Source organism: Streptomyces sp. NPDC058579 (genome assembly GCF_042718575.1).
Classification (GTDB): domain Bacteria; phylum Actinomycetota; class Actinomycetes; order Streptomycetales; family Streptomycetaceae; genus Streptomyces.
The window spans coordinates 71,725-87,600 of record NZ_JBHXPI010000001.1 but is presented as its reverse complement, the minus strand read 5'-3'; the positions used below and the strand labels follow the sequence as shown (position 1 = coordinate 87,600).

General features: G+C 70.6%; 16 protein-coding genes. 6 read left to right on the top strand and 10 right to left on the bottom strand.

What is annotated here, in order from left to right; translation table 11 throughout:
• Positions 1-2 precede the first annotated feature (2 nt).
• The 6 genes from ACFWRO_RS00440 to ACFWRO_RS00415 form a co-directional block, all read right to left on the bottom strand.
• Positions 3-1,616 carry a glycoside hydrolase family 13 protein gene (locus ACFWRO_RS00440; RefSeq protein WP_384502927.1) on the bottom strand — a complete coding sequence of 538 codons (1,614 nt, stop codon included), beginning with the start codon at positions 1,614-1,616 and terminating at the stop codon, positions 3-5.
• A gap of 127 nt (positions 1,617-1,743) precedes the next feature.
• On the bottom strand, positions 1,744-4,302 hold the full coding sequence (locus ACFWRO_RS00435) for a carbohydrate-binding protein (protein WP_384502925.1): 2,559 nt from the start codon (positions 4,300-4,302) through the stop codon (positions 1,744-1,746).
• A gap of 170 nt (positions 4,303-4,472) precedes the next feature.
• Positions 4,473-5,315, bottom strand: a complete 843-nt coding sequence (locus ACFWRO_RS00430; RefSeq protein ID WP_384503692.1) for a carbohydrate ABC transporter permease — start codon at positions 5,313-5,315, stop codon at positions 4,473-4,475.
• Between the two features lie 65 nt (positions 5,316-5,380).
• Complete coding sequence (locus tag ACFWRO_RS00425) at positions 5,381-6,349, bottom strand: carbohydrate ABC transporter permease (RefSeq protein ID WP_384502924.1); 969 nt, start codon at positions 6,347-6,349, stop codon at positions 5,381-5,383.
• Position 6,350: 1 nt separating this feature from the next.
• The gene (locus ACFWRO_RS00420; RefSeq protein WP_384502922.1) at positions 6,351-7,703 is read right to left on the bottom strand and encodes an extracellular solute-binding protein; all 1,353 of its coding nucleotides are present in this window, start codon (positions 7,701-7,703) and stop codon (positions 6,351-6,353) included.
• A gap of 123 nt (positions 7,704-7,826) precedes the next feature.
• Positions 7,827-8,846 carry a LacI family DNA-binding transcriptional regulator gene (locus ACFWRO_RS00415; protein ID WP_384502920.1) on the bottom strand — a complete coding sequence of 340 codons (1,020 nt, stop codon included), beginning with the start codon at positions 8,844-8,846 and terminating at the stop codon, positions 7,827-7,829.
• 72 nt (positions 8,847-8,918) lie between these two features.
• On the opposite strand from ACFWRO_RS00415, the gene ACFWRO_RS00410 reads away from it, so the two are divergent.
• On the top strand, positions 8,919-9,065 hold the full coding sequence (locus tag ACFWRO_RS00410; protein ID WP_384502918.1) for an MbtH family NRPS accessory protein: 147 nt from the start codon (positions 8,919-8,921) through the stop codon (positions 9,063-9,065).
• A 57-nt stretch (positions 9,066-9,122) separates the two neighbouring features.
• Here ACFWRO_RS00410 and ACFWRO_RS00405 read toward each other — a convergent pair whose 3' ends face one another.
• Positions 9,123-10,130 (bottom strand): LuxR C-terminal-related transcriptional regulator, encoded by a 1,008-nt coding sequence (locus ACFWRO_RS00405; RefSeq protein WP_384502916.1) that lies wholly within the window; start codon positions 10,128-10,130, stop codon positions 9,123-9,125.
• A gap of 127 nt (positions 10,131-10,257) precedes the next feature.
• Here ACFWRO_RS00405 and ACFWRO_RS00400 point away from each other — a divergent pair, with 127 nt between their 5' ends.
• The 4 genes from ACFWRO_RS00400 (at position 10,258) to ACFWRO_RS00385 (ending at position 13,141) form a co-directional block, all read left to right on the top strand.
• The gene (locus ACFWRO_RS00400; RefSeq protein WP_384502914.1) at positions 10,258-10,626 is read left to right on the top strand and encodes a hypothetical protein; all 369 of its coding nucleotides are present in this window, start codon (positions 10,258-10,260) and stop codon (positions 10,624-10,626) included.
• Positions 10,619-11,935: an MFS transporter gene (locus ACFWRO_RS00395; protein WP_384502912.1), complete on the top strand. Its 1,317-nt coding sequence runs from the start codon at positions 10,619-10,621 to the stop codon at positions 11,933-11,935. The genes ACFWRO_RS00400 and ACFWRO_RS00395 overlap by 8 nt, the downstream gene beginning before the upstream one ends.
• The gene (locus tag ACFWRO_RS00390; protein ID WP_384502910.1) at positions 11,932-12,321 is read left to right on the top strand and encodes a hypothetical protein; all 390 of its coding nucleotides are present in this window, start codon (positions 11,932-11,934) and stop codon (positions 12,319-12,321) included. Before ACFWRO_RS00395 ends, ACFWRO_RS00390 begins: the two co-directional genes overlap by 4 nt.
• 100 nt (positions 12,322-12,421) lie before the next feature.
• Positions 12,422-13,141, top strand: coding sequence for a pyridoxamine 5'-phosphate oxidase family protein (locus ACFWRO_RS00385; RefSeq protein WP_384502908.1), 720 nt, complete (start codon positions 12,422-12,424; stop codon positions 13,139-13,141).
• A 4-nt stretch (positions 13,142-13,145) separates the two neighbouring features.
• Here the strand turns inward: ACFWRO_RS00385 and ACFWRO_RS00380 are convergent, their stop codons facing one another.
• The 3 genes from ACFWRO_RS00380 to ACFWRO_RS00370 form a co-directional block, all read right to left on the bottom strand.
• Positions 13,146-13,772, bottom strand: a complete 627-nt coding sequence (locus ACFWRO_RS00380; RefSeq protein WP_384503691.1) for a dihydrofolate reductase family protein — start codon at positions 13,770-13,772, stop codon at positions 13,146-13,148.
• 202 nt (positions 13,773-13,974) lie between these two features.
• The gene (locus ACFWRO_RS00375) at positions 13,975-14,754 is read right to left on the bottom strand and encodes a sigma factor-like helix-turn-helix DNA-binding protein (protein ID WP_384502906.1); all 780 of its coding nucleotides are present in this window, start codon (positions 14,752-14,754) and stop codon (positions 13,975-13,977) included.
• A gap of 37 nt (positions 14,755-14,791) precedes the next feature.
• Entirely contained in the window at positions 14,792-15,190 is a 399-nt protein-coding gene (locus ACFWRO_RS00370; protein ID WP_384502904.1) for a DUF6479 family protein, read from the bottom strand.
• Between the two features lie 161 nt (positions 15,191-15,351).
• Between ACFWRO_RS00370 and ACFWRO_RS00365 the strand changes: the two genes are divergently transcribed.
• Positions 15,352-15,861 carry a SigE family RNA polymerase sigma factor gene (locus ACFWRO_RS00365; protein ID WP_384502902.1) on the top strand — a complete coding sequence of 170 codons (510 nt, stop codon included), beginning with the start codon at positions 15,352-15,354 and terminating at the stop codon, positions 15,859-15,861.
• The last annotated feature ends 15 nt before the right edge of the window (positions 15,862-15,876 follow it).

Sequence of the window (15,876 nt, the reverse complement as noted above, 5' to 3'; positions counted from 1 at the left end):
CGTCAGGGGGTGCGGAGCCAGGCGCTGGTGTCTGGTGGGAGCAGGTTCTCGCTCAGAGGGTGGGAGGAGGCGAGGAGCTGGGTGTGGGGTGGGAGGGGGAGCGGGGTGGTGGAGAGGTTCACCAGGCAGGTGAAGCCCTCGCCGCGGGTGAAGGCCAGGACGTTCCTCGGGGAGTCGAGCCACTGCATGGGGCCGTCTCCCAGGGTGGGTTCCGTCGCGCGGAGGGTGAGGGCGGTGCGGTAGAGGTTGAGTGTGGAGTCGGGGTCCTTGTCCTGGGCGGCCACCGTCAGGTGTGACCAGGTGGGGGGCTGGGGAAGCCAGGGGCTCGGGGAGTCGGCGGGGCTGAATCCGTAGGGTTCCGTGTCTCCCGTCCAGGGGAGTGGGACCCGGCAGCCGTCGCGGCCCGGGTCCTTGCCGTTCGTGCGGTGGTAGATCGGGTCGTCGCGGCGGTCGGCGGGGATGTCCTCGACCTCCGGGAGGCCGAGTTCCTCGCCCTGGTAGACGTAGACGGCTCCCGGCAGGGCCATGGTGAGCAGGGCGGCCGCGCGGGCGCGCCGCCGGCCCAGGTCCTCGTCGACCTCGGGGTTGTACTGGCGGATGCCGGCCGCGGTGCTGGTGTCGGGCCTGCCGTAGCGGGTGACGTGCCGGGTGACGTCGTGGTTGGACAGCACCCACGTGCTGGCGGCGCCGACGCCCGCGTGCGCGGCGAGCGTCTGGTCGACGCAGGCGCGCAGGGCGGCTGCGTCCCAACCGCAGCCGAGGAAGTCGAAGTTGAAGGCGGTGTGGAGTTCGTCGGCGCGCAGGTACTGGGCGAAGCGGGCGGGGTCGGCCAGCCAGACCTCGCCGATCAGCGCGCGGGGTTCGGCGTAGGAGTCGGCGACGGCGCGCCAGCCTCGGTAGATCTCGTGGTTCTCGTCGCGATCGACGTACGGGTGGGGGTCGGGGAAACGTGCGTGGTCGTAGTCGGGGAGGTCGGGGTCCTTGCTGCACATGGCGGCGGAGTCCACGCGGATGCCGTCGACCCCGCGGTCGAACCAGAAGCGCAGGATGTCCTCGTACTCGGCGCGCACCAGCGGGCTGCGCCAGTTGAGGTCGGGCTGCTCGGGGGCGAACAGGTGCAGGTACCACTGGCCGTCGGGTACGCGGGTCCAGGCGGAGCCGCCGAAGATGGACTGCCATTCGTTGGGGGGCAGTTCGCCGTTCTCGCCGCGGCCCTCGCGGAACCAGAACAGGTCGCGTTCCGGTGAACCGGGAGCGGCGGCGAGGGCGGCGGTGAACCAGGCGTGTTCGTTGGAGACGTGGTTGGGGACGACGTCGACGATGATGCGGATGCCCCGCTCGTGGGCCTCGGCGATGAGCTTCTCCGCTTCGGCGAGGGTGCCGAATCGGGGATCGATCTGGCGGAAGTCGGTGACGTCGTAGCCCGCGTCCGCCATCGGGGTCAGGTACCAGGGGGAGAACCAGATGGCCTCGATGCCCAGTCGCTGGAGGTGGTCCAGTCTGGAGCGCACGCCGGTGAGGTCGCCGATGCCGTCGCCGTTGCCGTCGGCGAAGCTGCGCGGGTAGACCTGGTAGATGGCTGCGTGACGCCACCAGTCGGTGGTGCGCGGGGTCATGGGGCCTGCCTTCGTGAGGATGCGGAGCCATGGGGTGGTGGGCCGCGGGGTGGTGGGCCGCGGGGTGGTGGGCCGCGGGCCCGGGCGGCCGGTCAGGGACGCACGCCCGGGCCCGCGGTCCGTCGGGTCACCAGCCGGAGTTGCCGCTTCCGCGCTGGATGGTGAAGCCGCCGGTCATGTTCAGGGGAGTGGCGGCGGTTCCGGTGACGGTGGTGCGGGAGAAGGTGCCGTTGCCTGCCGCGTTGCCCTCGATGCCGTGGTGGCCCGTCCCGTTGATGGCCAGGCCGTCCACGCGCAGGTCGGAGACCGACTTCTGCCAGGTGACGAGGAGCCCGCTGTACGTCGAGTCCTCGACGGTGTTGTTCGTCAGGACGACGGGCTGGGTGATGTCGTACCGGTCGGCGTAGACCCACAGGGCGCCGAGCTTGGCGTTCCAGTTCACCTCCATGCTGCCGGTACGGCGCAGGAGGTTGCCCGAGACGGTGGTGGTGCCGCTGAAGGGCTCGCCGAAGCGGGTGGAGACCGTGATGCCGGCCGCGGCGACGACGGTGTCGGAGATGAGGTTGTTCTCGACGCTGTTGCCGCTGCCGCCGTAGACGGCCGCGCCGTTGGCGAGCGTGGGCAGCTGCACGGTGTTGTTGCGGAAGGCGCTGTTCGTCACCGCGCCTCCGTCCGACCACATGGCGAGCGCGTCGTCGCCGGTGCCGCGGATGCTGCTCTGGGAGACGACCGTGTTCTTCACCGCGCCGCGCAGGTTGACTCCGTCGGCGTACGTGTTGCGGATCCGCAGCTTGTCGGCCTTGAGGCCGTCGGTCGGGCCGGATATCCACAGGCCGACCTTGGTGTGCTGGATCCAGATATTGTTGATGACGGACCCGGTGCCGAAGTCCCCCTCGACGGCGGCGTGTCCGCCCGCGTCGTCGCGGACCGTGTTCTGGCCGTCGATCATCAGGTCCTCGACGGTGCTCGTGCCGCCCCGGCCGAACAGGCCGCCTTTGAGGCCGGTGCCGCGCAGCACCGTGTGCCACACCCCCGCGCCGCGCAGCTTCACGCCGGTGAGGTTGATGTGGTCGGAGATGTTGTACGTGCCGGCCGGCAGGAACAGCCCCTTGCCCTGGCCCTTGGCCGTCACGAGCGCCTGGTTGAGGGCGGCGGTGTCGTCCTGGCCGTCGTTCGGGGTGACGCCGAGGGTGGTGGCGGACACGTAGCCGCTGGGCAGGGTGCCTGCCGCTCCGGTCTCCTCCGCCTCGATCAGGTCGATCGTGTAGGAGGGGGCGGTGTCCCCGGCGTCCTTCCGCAGCCGCAGGACGGTGCCGGCCGGGAGGGTCTGGCCGAAGGCGACGCGGGTCTCGTCGAAGAAGCGGTGGGCTTTGCCCTCGCCGGGATTGTTGGTGTACGGGTACTCGCCGTAGACCCAGGCGTACCGGGAGGTCAGCTGGAGGTCGGGCAGCGCCTGGCCGTCGGCGTACGCGCTGAGGGAGGCGTCGATGCCCTTGCCGTCGCCGCTGTCGGGCAGGGAGTAGCGCAGGTTGATCGCGTTGGCGGGCTTGGTGAGCCTGACCTCGACGTAGTCACCGGTCTGGGACAGCGTGACGGCCTTGCGGCCGGAGGCCTCCGAGGCGACGGTGAGGTACGTGCGGTCGGGGCCGATCGTCGAGCCCTGGCTGGTGCCGGCCTCGGCCTCGTACGTGGTGAACGGGACGGTGGCCCCCACCCCGGTCGGGTCCGGGTCGCCGGGGCCGGTGGGGGTGGTCGCCTTGAGGTGGTCGATGTTGACGTTGCCGCTGTCGGTGGCGGTGAAGGCCAGCCGGAGGGTGTTGGCGCCTTGGGCGAAGGTGACGGGGACGTCCACCGTGCCCCAGCTCGCCCAGCCGCTGGTGGCTGGGAGGGTGACCTGGCCGGATGCGGCGCCGTTCGCGAGCAGCGTCAGGGTCTTGGGCGAGCCTGTGCCGTTGGCGTAGCGGATGGTGACGCTGCCGGCGCCGGCGTGGGTGGACTGCACGCCCGCGGTGAGGGAGGCGGTGCCCTTGTGGGGGTCGGTGAGCCCGCCGACGTAACCGCTGCCGGTGTAGCCGGCGTGCTCCTGTTCGACGACCGCGCCACCGGCCAGGGTGGCGGACTCCGCCTCCACGATGGTGGGGTCGATGGGGGCGGGGGCGTCGGGGGTGGTGGCGGTGAGGCTGTCGATGTTGACGTTGCCGCTGTCGGTGGCGGTGAAGGCCAGGGTGAGAGTGTTGGTGCCCTGGGTGAAGGCGACGGGTACGACCGTCATGGCCCAGCTCGTCCACGCGCTGGTGGCCGGGAGGGTGACCTGGCCGGACGCCGTGCCGTTGACGAGCAGCGTCAGGGTCTTGGGCGAGCCCGTGCCGTTGGCGTAGCGGATCCGCGCCGACCCGGTGCCCGCGAACGCGGACGCGACGGCGTACGACGTGGACGCCGAGCCCTTGTTGCCGTCGGTGTAGCCGCCGACGTAGCCCGTCCCGGTGTACCCGGCGTGCTCCCGCTCCACCGCGGTACCGCCGGCGAGGGCGGCCGTCTCGGACTCCAGGACCACGGTGGCGGCGCGGGCGGGAGCCGGGGCGGCGAGGCTGTAGGAGGCGGTGCCTGCGATGGCCAGGAGTAGGGTGGCGGCTGTCGCGGCGGAGTTCCTGGTCCTGGGGCGCGGGGAAGTGCGGTGGATCGACACGGCGGTGTGTCCTTCCGGTGCGGGGGCGGCTTGGCCCTGGGCGTATGGGTGGGGTGGCGCCGGTGCGATGGAGGCCGCTGGGTGGGTGGAAGAGGCCCGGCCGACGGAAGCTCGGCCCGGTGGAGGCTCGTTCCGGTGGAGGCTCGTTCCGGCGGAAGCCGGGCCGGAGTTCAGCCCTTCAGGCTGCCCGCCGTCAGGCCCGCGATGATGTGGCGCTGGAAGATGAGGAAGACGACCAGCAGCGGGATGGAGGCCATGACCATGCCCGCGAGGAGCTGGTTGGCGGGCATGAACTCGGCCAGGCGGTTGAGTGCGACGGTGATGGGCTGGCGCGCGGGGTCCGGCAGGACGAGGAGCGGCCAGAGGAAGTCCTTCCAGACGCCTACGACCGCGAAGATCGATACGACGGCCAGGACCGGGCGCGAGAGCGGGAGCACGACGGAGACGAGGACCCGCGCCGGTCCGGCTCCGTCCAGTTGGGCCGACTCGAGCAGCTCGCCCGGGATCTGGTCGAAGAACCGTTTCAGGATGAAGATGTTGAACGCGTTCGCGCAGGCGGGCAGCCAGATCGCCCAGGGCGTGTTGATCAGGTTGACGTGGATGAGCGGGACGTCGGTGACCGTCAGATAGGTGGGCACGAGCAGCGCGGACACCGGCAGCATGAGGGTGGCCAGCATCATCCCCAGGACGACGTTGCCCAGGACGGGACGCAGCCGGGACAGGGCGTACGCGGCCGCGACGTCGACGATGAGCTGGGTGAGCCAGGCACCGAGGGCCAGCAGCAGGGTGTTGAGGAAGTGCTGGGCCAGGCCGACGTTGGTCCATGCCTGGCTGTACGACTCCGGGTGCCAACTCTGCGGCCACAGAGTGGGGTTGGGGTCAGCCAGTTCGGCGGACGACTTCAGTGCCCCGGAGGCCATCCAGTACAGCGGGAAGACGAACGCGAGAGTGAAGCCGACCACGGTCAGGGCGAGCACGAAGCGGTACAGGTACCGGCCGGTGCGGCGGTTCATCTCGGACGGCGCGATGAGTGTGCGTGTACGTGTGCGTTCTGCGGGGGCGGACACGGTGCCTCCTTTCAGGCCTTGCCGCGGGTCAGGCGCAGGTAGACCGCTGCGAACAGGCCCAGGACGACGAACAGCACGGTGCTCATGGCGCTGGCCATGCCGAAGTCGTTGTAGACGAACGCGTACCGGTAGAGCAGCAGCAGTACGGTGACGGTGGCGTCGTTGGGTCCGCCGCCGGTGAGGACGAACGGTTCGATGAACACCTGCATGGTGCCGATGACCTGGAGCAGCAGGGTGATCATGAGGATGAACCGCGTCTGCGGGATCGTCACGTGCCACAGCCGCTGCCGGATGGACGCGCCGTCGAGTTCGGCCGCCTCGTACAGCTCGCCGGGGACGGAGCCCAGGGCCGCGAGGTAGATCAGCGTGGTGGTGCCCATGTTGGCCCAGGTGGAGACGAGTACCAGGGAGACCATGGCGAGGTGCTCCGACTCCAGCCACTGCTGGGCCGGCAGGTGCAGGACCTCCAGGACGCTGTTGAACAGGCCGGGCCCCGGGTCGTAGAACCAGCGCCACAGCAGCATCGTGACGATCGGCGGCAGCATCACCGGCAGGTACACCGTCATGCGCAGGTAGCCGCGGGCGTGGCGGAACTCGTTGAGGACGACCGCGGTGACGAACGGGGCGGCGAAGCCGAAGACGAGGGCCAGCAGGGTGAAGTAGCCGGTGTTCTTCCAGGCCGTGGCGAACAGCGGGTCGTCGAAGAGGCGTTGGTAGTTCTCCCAGCCCACCCAGGTGGCGGGCTGGGAGAAGGTGACCTCCTGGAAGCCGAGCAGCAGGCCCCGGACGATCGGGTACCAGGAGAAGACGACGAAGCAGATCAGCCCGGCGCCGAGGAACGCGTAGGCGATCAGGTTCTCGCGGACGCGGCGCCGACGCCTCTGGCCTGGTCCTTGGCCGTGTCCTTGGCCTTGTCCCCTGGTGTCCTTCCGCGGCCGCGAGGAGGCTTTCGGTGTCCGCGTGAGGGCCGGTGCCGCCATGTCACTTGACCGTCGCGAGGATGCCGTCGACCTTCTTGGCGGCATCGGCGAGCAGCTTGTCGAGGTCGGCGTCCTTGTCGGTCAGGACGGCCTGCATCACCCCGTCCAGGACGGCGTAGATCTGCTGGGCGTTCGGCGGCTCGACCTTCTGCTCGCGCGTGGCGTTGCCCTCGACGAAGGGCTTGTAGTTGTTCCGCGGGACGTTGGCGTACTTGGAGTGCGCGGCGTCCTGCTTCTCCTGCGCCGCGCCGGTGAACAGCCGGTCGAGGGGGAGCCCGATCGGGATGTCGTTGCCCGAGGCGCGCTTGTCCTCGAACTCGGTGCGGTCGGGGTTGAGGTACTTCCACTGGACCCACTCGATGCCGGCCTTGATCTCCTCCGGCGAGGCCTTGGGGTTGAACATGAAACCGTTGCCGCCGCCGAGGGTCGCCTTGCCCGGCATCGCGGCGACCCCGTACTCGTCGTACTCGCGCTCGAACTGCTTGACGATGGTGGGGATGTTGTCCGGGCCGGCCATGTACATACCCAGCTTGCCGGCGCCCATCATTTTCTGGACGTCCTCGATCTGCAGGAGCTGGCGCGTTCCCATGGAGTTGTCGGTCCAGCGCATGTCGTGGAGCAGCTGCAGGGCCTTGCGGCCCTCGGGGCCGTCGAAGGCCGCCTTCCAGCCGCCGTTCTCCGCGACCGCGATGTCCCCGCCCAGGGAGTAGACCCACGCGGTGAAGTGCCATCCGCCCTGGTTGTTCTTGCTGTAGTCGGCGTAGCCGACGGTGCCGTCGCCCAGCGCGCTGATCTTCTTCGCGGCCGTACGGACCTCTTCCCAGGTGGCCGGCGGCTTGTCCGGGTCGAGCCCGGCCTTCTTGAAAAGGTCGCGGTTGTAGATCAGACCGAGGGAGTACTGCCCGTTCGGCAGGCCGTACAGGGCGCCGTCGGAGCCGGTGAACACGTTGAGGTAGTCGGACTTGATGTCCTTGTAGTACGGCATGTCCTTGACGTACTGGGTGATCTCCGCGCCCTGACGGCGGGCGATGAGGCCCGCGGGGTCGGTGAAGTAGACGTAGTAGACGTCCTCGAGCTGGCCGCCGGCGAGCTTGGCGGAGAACGTCTTGGGATCCATCTGCCCTTCACGGGCGTCGATCCTGATCTTCGGGTGCTCCTTCTCGAAGGCCTTGATGTCCTCCTCGAAGTACTTGCGGTCCACCGGCTGGGTCTTGGGCGGCATGCCGTTGACCGTGATGGTGACGATGCCGTCCTTGGACACGGCCGGGGAGCCGCCGCAACCGGCCAGCCCTCCGGCGAGAGCAACGGCGATACCCGCGGCTATGAGCCCGCGACGGCTCTGCGTACCTGCCATGACAGATCGGCCCTCCTGAGATGCGCCGCGCTCTGCCCGGTCCCGTCTACCCGGGGGCGCCGGCTGACACCGCAGAAGGTAGAAGTCGACTATGTAAGAAGTCAATGACCGATTGAAAAATTTCTACTTGCGAGGGTGGTGACCTGGCCTTCCGGTCGAGCCCCGAACGATCAGCTGGGTCTGGAACGGTGTCACTCCGGCCTCCACCGGGTGCTCCCGCATCTGCATCGTCAGCGCTTCCACCGCAGCGTCGGCCATGCGCGCCACCGGCTGCCGGCAGGTCGTCAGGGGCGGGTCGACGGCGCCCATGAGCAGCGAGTCGTCGAACCCGGTCACGGAGATATCACCCGGTACGTCCAGGCCCATCCTGCGGGCGCCGCGAATCGCCCCCAGGGCCAGTTCGTCGCTTCCGCAAACGATGGCTGTCGCCCCGCTCCGCAGGAGTCTGCCCGCCGTGGCGGCGCCCGCCTCCATGGAGAACAAGGCGTGTCCGACCAGGGGCTTCCACTCCTCGGAGGGCACCTGGCGGGCCTTCCAGAACGCGGCGAAGGCGGCGAGCTTGCGAGCCGACGGCACATGCCCCACTGGCCCGACCAGGAGCCCGATCCGCCGGTGCCCCATCCCGGTCAGATGGGTGAGCGCCTGCTGTACCGCGTCGGCGTCATCGGCGCTGATCTGCACCGCGTCCGCGTTCTCGTCGGCCGGGTTGACCAGGACGAGCGGCACCTTGCGCTCCTTCAGGGCCGCCCCCTGCTCGGCGCCGGCGTCCGCGTAACTGGACCCGATGAAGACGATCCCGCCGATGTTCTGGGCCAGCAGCATCTCGATGTAGTTGGCCTCGGACACCCCGTCGGAGGTCCGGGTGCACAGCACGGGCACAAGGCCGCGCTTGTTGAGCCGGCTGGTGATTGCCTCCGCGAACGCGGGGAACACGGGATTCTGCAGATTCGGCACCACCACGCCGATCAACAGGTTCCGCTCCTTCTCCTGCCCCGCCGGCCGGGGCAGCCCGAGCACGTCGAGCGCCGTCAGAACCCGCTCTCGCGTCGCGGGCGCCACCAGCGGGCTGCCATGGAGCGCCCGCCGCGCCGTCGCCTCACTGACGCCCGCGAACTGCGCCACGTCGATCAGCCTCTTCTTCATGCGCGTACCGTACAGCACGGCCGCAAAAAACGGTCAGGGTCTTGCAAGTATTTGCCGGGTGGATCGGCTGAGGTGATTCCCGTTCGGTACTCGATCTGGGCCGAGGGGCGCGAACTGCCCGCCGGCCGGCGGGGTGTGGGTGTCGTCGGCACCAAGGAGGAGTGCCTCGCGCACATCGACGAGGTCTGGGTCGACCAGCGGCCGCTCAGCGTGCGGTAGTCAGCGAGCGCTAGTCAGGCGAGCGGTGGTCGGCGTGCGTGCCGTAGGGCGAAGGGCTTACGCCTCCGGGGGTAGCCAGCCTCGTTGGACCGCCTTCGCCCCGGCCTCGAAGCGGCTGCGGGCGCCCAGGCGGTCCATGAGGACCGTGGCGATCCGGCGGGCCGTGCGGTGGGAGACGCCCAGGCGCTTGGCGATGCCCTCGTCGGTGTGGCCCGCGGCCAGCAGGCGCAGGGTCGCGGTCTCCTGGTGGTCGAGTTCGCCCTCGTCCCGGCGGTGCGCCTCGCCGAGCGGGCGGGCGTTGGCCCAGACCGTCTCGAAGAGGGTGCACAGGGCCGTCAGGATGCCCTGTCCGGTGAGGACGACCCCGCCCGCGCTGCTGTCCTCACTGTCGACGGGGATGACGGCGGTCGTCCGGTCGACGATGGTCATCCGCAGGGGGAGCGTGGCGACGGTGCGGACCTGTCCGCCCAGCTCCGTCAGCCACTTGGCGTGCGCCACGCTCGCCGGGCTGTTGCGCACGCTGTCCAGGTAGATCGTCCGCATCGTGACGCCCCGCGTCAGGATCCGTTCGTTGAGGGGGCGGGAAGCCGCCATGTTCGCCTCGGTCTGCGCGCCACCGGGGGCGAAGACCATCACCTCGGTCTTGAGGTTCTCGGTGAGCAACGCCAGTCGGGCACGGATGTCGTCCAGGTGGGCGAGGTGTTCCACGCCGACCGGTGGGTCGGCCGGGCGTAGTTCCTCGTACTCGGAGATGAGTCGCTCCGCCGCGGCCCGGGCGCCGGCGATCCGCCGGCGCTGGAGCTCGAACTCGGCCTGGCGCTGGGTGAGCAGGTATTCCAGGGCGACCTGGGGGTTGACCGCGCGGGGTGGCGCCGACGCGTTGAGCGGGCCCCCGGCGGGGTACTGGGCGAGGGACAGTCCGGCCAGCCGCCGCCATGCCTCTCGTACGGAATCCTCGGGCATGCCGAGGTGCTCGGCCAGCGCGTCCGCCGCGGTGTCGGGATGGGTCAGCATCGCCCGGTACACGGCCTCGGTCGGCTGATCCAGTCCCAGCAGTTCGAGCATACGTTCACCCCTGTTCCTCCCGTCATCATCCCAGGCGGCCGCAGCAGTGCGGAGCGGGCCCGATTGGGTCAGGACCCAATCGGGCCAGCCGGAAACCCTTCCTACCCCTGTGATCAGTAGTGATGCTGTGAGCACAGTGATCACGCAGCCACAGGGGGACGTACGTCATGCTTCGCGCTCCGGGGCCGAGGCCGAGCGGGACGTGATGCTCAACGTTGACTTCGAGTACGACGGCCACGCGCCCGTCCAGGTCGTCCACGCGAGCATGAGCGTGCCCGTCCGCCACGTCGACCTGCGGTCCGTTCCCGCCGCCGAGGAGACCTGGGACCTGGCCTCGTCCTGGCGGGACCTGACCGGGCAGAGCTTCGACGTCCGCTCGGTGGACGGCAACCACTGCACGATGATGCGCGCCCCTCACATCGAGGGCGTCGCCACCGTGCTCAACGACGTACTGAACGCCGCCCCGCGCGGCGACGGAGGCCACCACCATGCTTGAGCTCCTGAAGGACCGGACGTACATCCGGTACTGGCTGGCCGTCGTCGCCTCGTTCCTCGGTGATGCCATCACGAAGATCACGCTGATCTACGTGGTGGCCACCGAGACCGACGACCCGGTCCTGTACGTCTCGCTGGCCGTCATCGCCCAACTGCTGCCGTTCGGCGTCCTCGGCGCCTTCGTGGGCCCGCTCGCCGACCGGTTGCCCGCCCGGTTCCTCATGGTCGGCTCCGACCTGGTCCGGATCGTCCTGGTCCTCGCGATGATCGTCGTACGGGACTCCCCGCTGACCCTCCTCGTGCTGATCCTGCTCAGCGGCATCGCGAAGGCCTTCTTCGAGACGGCCCGCATCACGGCGATCCCGCTGATCGTTCGCGGCCACAGCATCCCGACGGCCGTCGCGCTCTTCCAGTCGACCAACCACACCCTGAACCTGATCGGCCCCGCGCTCGGCGGACTGCTCATCGCCTTCGGCAGCGTCACCTTCGTCTTCGTGCTCGACGCGGCGACGTTCGCGATCTCCGCCGTGCTCCTGGCCGGCATGGCCGTGCTGAAGGAGGTGCCCGTCAGGGGCGCCGACAGCGGGCGCGAGGGCTACTGGCAGTCGCTGCGCGCCGGCATCTCCGGGGTGCTCGCCGTGCCGTCGCTGAAGTTCCTGGCCATCGTCATGGTCCCGGTGATGCTGGTCCTCGGCCTGTTCACCACCAACCTCAACTCCCAGCTCCTGAACGTCTTCGAGCTGCCCGCCACCGGCTACGGCCTCGCGCAGGCGATGTTCGGCGCGGGCAGCGTCATCGGCGCGCTGACGGGCCCGCCGCTGGTCCGCCGGTTCTCCGACCGCAAGTTGCTCATCGGCTCGATCGTGGTCTTCGGCGCCTCGCTGCTGCTCCTCGCCCCCACCGGCGCCGTCTGGGACGGCACCGACCGGGGCGCGCTCGGCCTGGTCGTCGTCATGGCGTGGTGCGTCCTCGCCGGCCTCGGCTCCGGCCTCTTCCAGGTGCCGATCGCCAACACGCTGCTCAGCGACCTCCCCGAGGAACTGCGCGGCCGTGGCGTCGGCCTGCTCAACGCCCTGATGGTCAACTTCACCGTCATCGGCGTCGTCGTGGGCGGTCTGCTCGCCGGGTTCGTCGGCGTCGCGGCCTCGATCGTGTGGTCCGGCGGCGTGCTCGTGGTCGCCGCCCTCGTGCTGCTGGCGCGGGGGCTGCGCGGCGGGTCGGGCTTCGGTTCCGGGTCCGGTTCCGGGTCCGGCTCTGGCTCTGGCTCTGGCGATACGGTGGCGAGCCCGGAACCGGAGGCGGTCAAATGAGCCCGCGCTACCTGCCCCTCAGCCCCGCCCAGCGGCGGCTGTGGAGCTGTTCACCCCCGAACTCGCCGCCCTGTACGGCGCGGTCGCGCAGGGACGGGCCCCCGGACGTCGAACCGCTGCCCGCGTCTCGACGCTGCTGGACCCGCGAGGAGGCGTACCTGAGGGCCAAGGACTCCGGCCCCGTCGAGGTGACGGCGCCTCCCTGGACCGGCGCCCCGGCGCCGCTGGACCTGGACCACCGTCTCCTCGGCCGGGCGGCAGTTGAGGCCCGTCGCGCGGGCGCGGGGGCCGACACCTGGGCCTGGCAACGCGCGTTGCCGAAGGGCGAGTTGAAGACGGCAGAGTGGTTGAGCCCCGTGGCGGAGGAGAGGCTGCTGAGGCCGTAAGGGCCGCCTCGAGGGCTGTCCGGCAGGCGGGCGAGGGTGGCGGGGCGGGGTCCGGAGGACGTAGAAACCGGAGCACGCGATCACACACGAAGAGGACTCCATGAGCACCGCCCCCGAACGGACACCTGCCTGCCCCGACGACCTCGCCCCCACCGAGCGCACCCGCCTCCGCCGGATGCGCGACAAGGGCAGCCACCGGCGCGCCGATCTGCAGGCGGTGCTCGCCGCCGGGTTCCTCTGCCACCTCGGCGTCACCGTCGACGGCACCCCGATGGTCGTGCCCACCGTGTACGGCACCGAGTACGGCAGCGAGGACGGCGCCGGGGGCGACCGGCTCTACCTGCACGGCTCCGTCGCCAGCCGCAGCCTGGTCCGGGCGCCCGACGCCACGGTCTGCGTCACGGTGACGCACGTAGACGGCCTTGTCCTCGCCCGGTCCGTCTTCGAGCACGGGGTCAACTACCGGTGCGCGATGATCTACGGCGTTCCGCGCGAGGTGACCGACCCGGAGGAGAAGCTGCGCGGGCTGCGCGCGCTCACCGAGCAGAGCGCGCCTGGCCAGTGGGAGTACGCCAGGCAGCCCAGCCGCAAGGAGCTGGCGGCCACCTCGCTGCTCGCCCTCGACCTCACCGAGGCGTCGGTCAAGATCGCCTCGGGCCCGCCGGACGACGGCGACAGCCCGGACGCGGAACTCGGCCTCTGGGCCGGGGTCCTCCCGGTCGTCACGACCTTCGGCACCCCGACCCCGGACCCGGTGCTCCCGCAGGGCATCGAGCCGCCGGCGCACATAGCGGCCCGCGAGGGGAGCCCCCTCGGCTGAGGGCTTACTTCCGCCAGAAGAGATGGTGGGTGACACCGCTGGGGCTGGGCACGACCTCCAGCTGGAACCGGTCGAGCAGCTCGTCCGGCGACTCCCAGAGCCGCGAGCCCGCCCCGAGCTCCACGCTGTCCGAGACCGCGACGTGGAGGGTGTCCACGAGGTCGGCGTCGAGGAACTCCCGGACCGTGGCCGCCCCGCCGCCGAGCCGGACGTCCTTGCCCCCGGCCGCCTCCCGCGCCTGGGCGAGGACCGTGGCGGGGTCGGCGTCGATGAAGTGGAACGTGGTGTCGGAGAGCGTGAAGGACGGCCGCAGATGGTGGGTCATCACGAACACTGGGGTGCGGAACGGCGGTTCGTCACCCCACCACCCGAGCCAGTCCAGGTCCTGCCAGGGCCCGCGCTGGGGCCCGAACTTGTTCCGGCCCATGATCTCCGCGCCGATGTTGTTGGAGAAGTCCCGGGTGAAGTAGTCGTCGAGGCCCCGGGTACCCCCGGGGTCGGTACGGTTCGGCCAGCTCGCCGTGGCACCGGCCCAGGAGAACATGGACCCGGGATCGGCGTGGCCGAAGGGCCGTTCGAGGCTCTGGTTCTCGCCCGCGCCGTATCCGTCGCGCGAGACGCAGAAGTTCATGACTCTGAGCAGCTGTTCCTGGTGCACGAGTTGTCTCCTACTGGGCCTGAGGTTGTCGAGGGGCAGACTGCCCGGTCCGGCGGAACTCATCGCGGAGGCCGGAGACGGCCCACCGAATAGCCGCACCGATACAGAGACGGACACCGACGCCAGGACCCCCCGGTCCGCCGGCCCGGGCCGGGGGTCGTGGCGCGCGCCCGCCTCAGCCGACCTCCACGCGCATGTGGCCCACATGGCCCGGGTCCATCAGGACGTCGACGGCCGTCACGCGCCCGTCGATGACCGCGAGAGCCATCACGAAGGCCGCACCCGCGCCCGCCCCCACCAGCCCCGCCGCGCCGTCGACGAGCGCGGGGCGGGCCGTCCGCGCCAGCTCGGCGAGGCGCTCCGAGACCGCCTGGGCCCCGTGGGCGGTGGTCGCCCCGGCCCGTACCGCCTCCGCGTCGGCGCGCAGGAGGACCTCCGGGTCGAGGAGCGCGCGCACGGCGTCGGAGTCCCCGTCGTGCGCGGCGGCGTGCAGCGCGGCGACGACCTCCCGCTGGCGCGGAAGGTCCGGCTCGGGCATCTCCTCCGTACCTTGCACCCGGGTGGCCGCCCGGCTCACCAGCTGCCGGGTGGCCGCCGGGGTGCGGTCCACGACGGGCGCGATCCGGTCGATCGGCACCGCGAACATGTCGTGCAGCACGAACGCCACCCGCTCGGCCGGCGTCAGCGCGTCGAGGGCGGCGAGCAGGCCCGGGTCGACGGCGTCGGAGCCGCGCACCGGCTCGCGGGGCTCGCCCGTCGCCCAGGGATCCCAGGGGTCCTGGCGCCGGGACTCGCGCGCACGCAGCCGTTCCAGGCAGACGCGCGCGACGCCGGCATCGGCGTCCGCCTCGGTCCCTGAGGCCTGCACCGCTTGTACCGCGTCGTCGGCCTCGGCGAACGAGCCCAGCATCCGGTACGCGATCGCCCGCAGCCGCGCGGCATCGTCATGCCTCACCGCGTGATCGACCACCTCTCTGCCTCACGTTGCGGGATCAGTCGCCGTGACCCGTCCCGCCGCTGCCGAAGCCGCCGCTGGAGATCCCGCCCCACTTGCGCTTCTCCTCGCTCGGCGGGTCGGGTGAGGTCTCCGTGCCCGAGGTGCCGCCGTTCTTCAGTTCGTACGGCATGAGGCGGTGCTCGCCGTCGGTGTGGGGCATCTCCGCCGGCCGCCGGTACTCGGACATCTCGCCGGGAAGACCGCCCTCGGGCCGGTGCGGTTGCTCCTCGGCCTTGGGGGTGGCGGACTCTTTGTCCCGGACCCTCATCCCCAGCCAGAACGCGCCGATCAGTACGGCGACCACGACCAGGCCGCCGAGAACCTGGGCCAACCCGGACTGCCAGACTCCGGCCGCCGTCGTGACCCCTGTGGAATCCACGAGAAAACCGTTCATGTTCCAGAGATACCCATCTGGGGCCAATCTGAGCAATACGTAACAATCTGCATGGATCTGGATCCGGGCCCGGATCGGGACCTGCGGAATTCCGGTGAAACATTTCCCCGGGCCCGTCGCGTCATTGAGGTGTAGGGGGTCGCGTGACAGGGGGGAGGGACATGAAGCAGTCCCGCGCGGACGAGTTCCTGGAGTTCGCAGCTGCCAGGACGGGTCATCTGTACCGGTCGGCATGCCTGCTGACCAGCGGAGACACCCATCTCGCCGAGGATCTGGTGCAGGAGACGCTGGGCCGGATGTACGCGATGTGGGGTCGCGTCCACCGGATCGGGAACCCGGCCGGGTACGCGCAGACGGTCCTGGTCCGTACGTTCCTCAGTCACCGGCGCAGACGCTCCGCGACGGAGCGTCCCCTGGGGGAGCTGCCCGACCGGGCCCCGGAGGGCGGCGACGACCCGACGCTGCGGATCGCCCTGCTCGACGCCCTGGCGGCGCTCGCGCCCAAGGACCGGGCGGTGGTGGTGCTGCGGTACTGGGAGGACCGCAGCGTCGAGGAGACGGCCGACGCGATGCACGTCAGCTCGGCGGCGGTCCGTACACGCACGTCCCGGGCGCTGGCCAAGCTCCGGGAGCGGCTCGGCGGCAGCATCGTCGAGTTCGCACCCCACTGACCCCTGACCCCTGAC

Coding starts and splice junctions, on each gene's coding strand:
- ACFWRO_RS00440 (WP_384502927.1), bottom strand. CDS start 1,616: ATGACCCCGCGCACCACCGACTGGTGGCGTCACGCAGCCATCTACCAG.
- ACFWRO_RS00430 (WP_384503692.1), bottom strand. CDS start 5,315: ATGAACCGCCGCACCGGCCGGTACCTGTACCGCTTCGTGCTCGCCCTG.
- ACFWRO_RS00425 (WP_384502924.1), bottom strand. CDS start 6,349: ATGGCGGCACCGGCCCTCACGCGGACACCGAAAGCCTCCTCGCGGCCG.
- ACFWRO_RS00420 (WP_384502922.1), bottom strand. CDS start 7,703: ATGGCAGGTACGCAGAGCCGTCGCGGGCTCATAGCCGCGGGTATCGCC.
- ACFWRO_RS00415 (WP_384502920.1), bottom strand. CDS start 8,846: ATGAAGAAGAGGCTGATCGACGTGGCGCAGTTCGCGGGCGTCAGTGAG.
- ACFWRO_RS00405 (WP_384502916.1), bottom strand. CDS start 10,130: ATGCTCGAACTGCTGGGACTGGATCAGCCGACCGAGGCCGTGTACCGG.
- ACFWRO_RS00395 (WP_384502912.1), top strand. CDS start 10,619: ATGCTTGAGCTCCTGAAGGACCGGACGTACATCCGGTACTGGCTGGCC.
- ACFWRO_RS00390 (WP_384502910.1), top strand. CDS start 11,932: ATGAGCCCGCGCTACCTGCCCCTCAGCCCCGCCCAGCGGCGGCTGTGG.
- ACFWRO_RS00385 (WP_384502908.1), top strand. CDS start 12,422: ATGAGCACCGCCCCCGAACGGACACCTGCCTGCCCCGACGACCTCGCC.
- ACFWRO_RS00380 (WP_384503691.1), bottom strand. CDS start 13,772: ATGAACTTCTGCGTCTCGCGCGACGGATACGGCGCGGGCGAGAACCAG.
- ACFWRO_RS00370 (WP_384502904.1), bottom strand. CDS start 15,190: ATGAACGGTTTTCTCGTGGATTCCACAGGGGTCACGACGGCGGCCGGA.
- ACFWRO_RS00365 (WP_384502902.1), top strand. CDS start 15,352: ATGAAGCAGTCCCGCGCGGACGAGTTCCTGGAGTTCGCAGCTGCCAGG.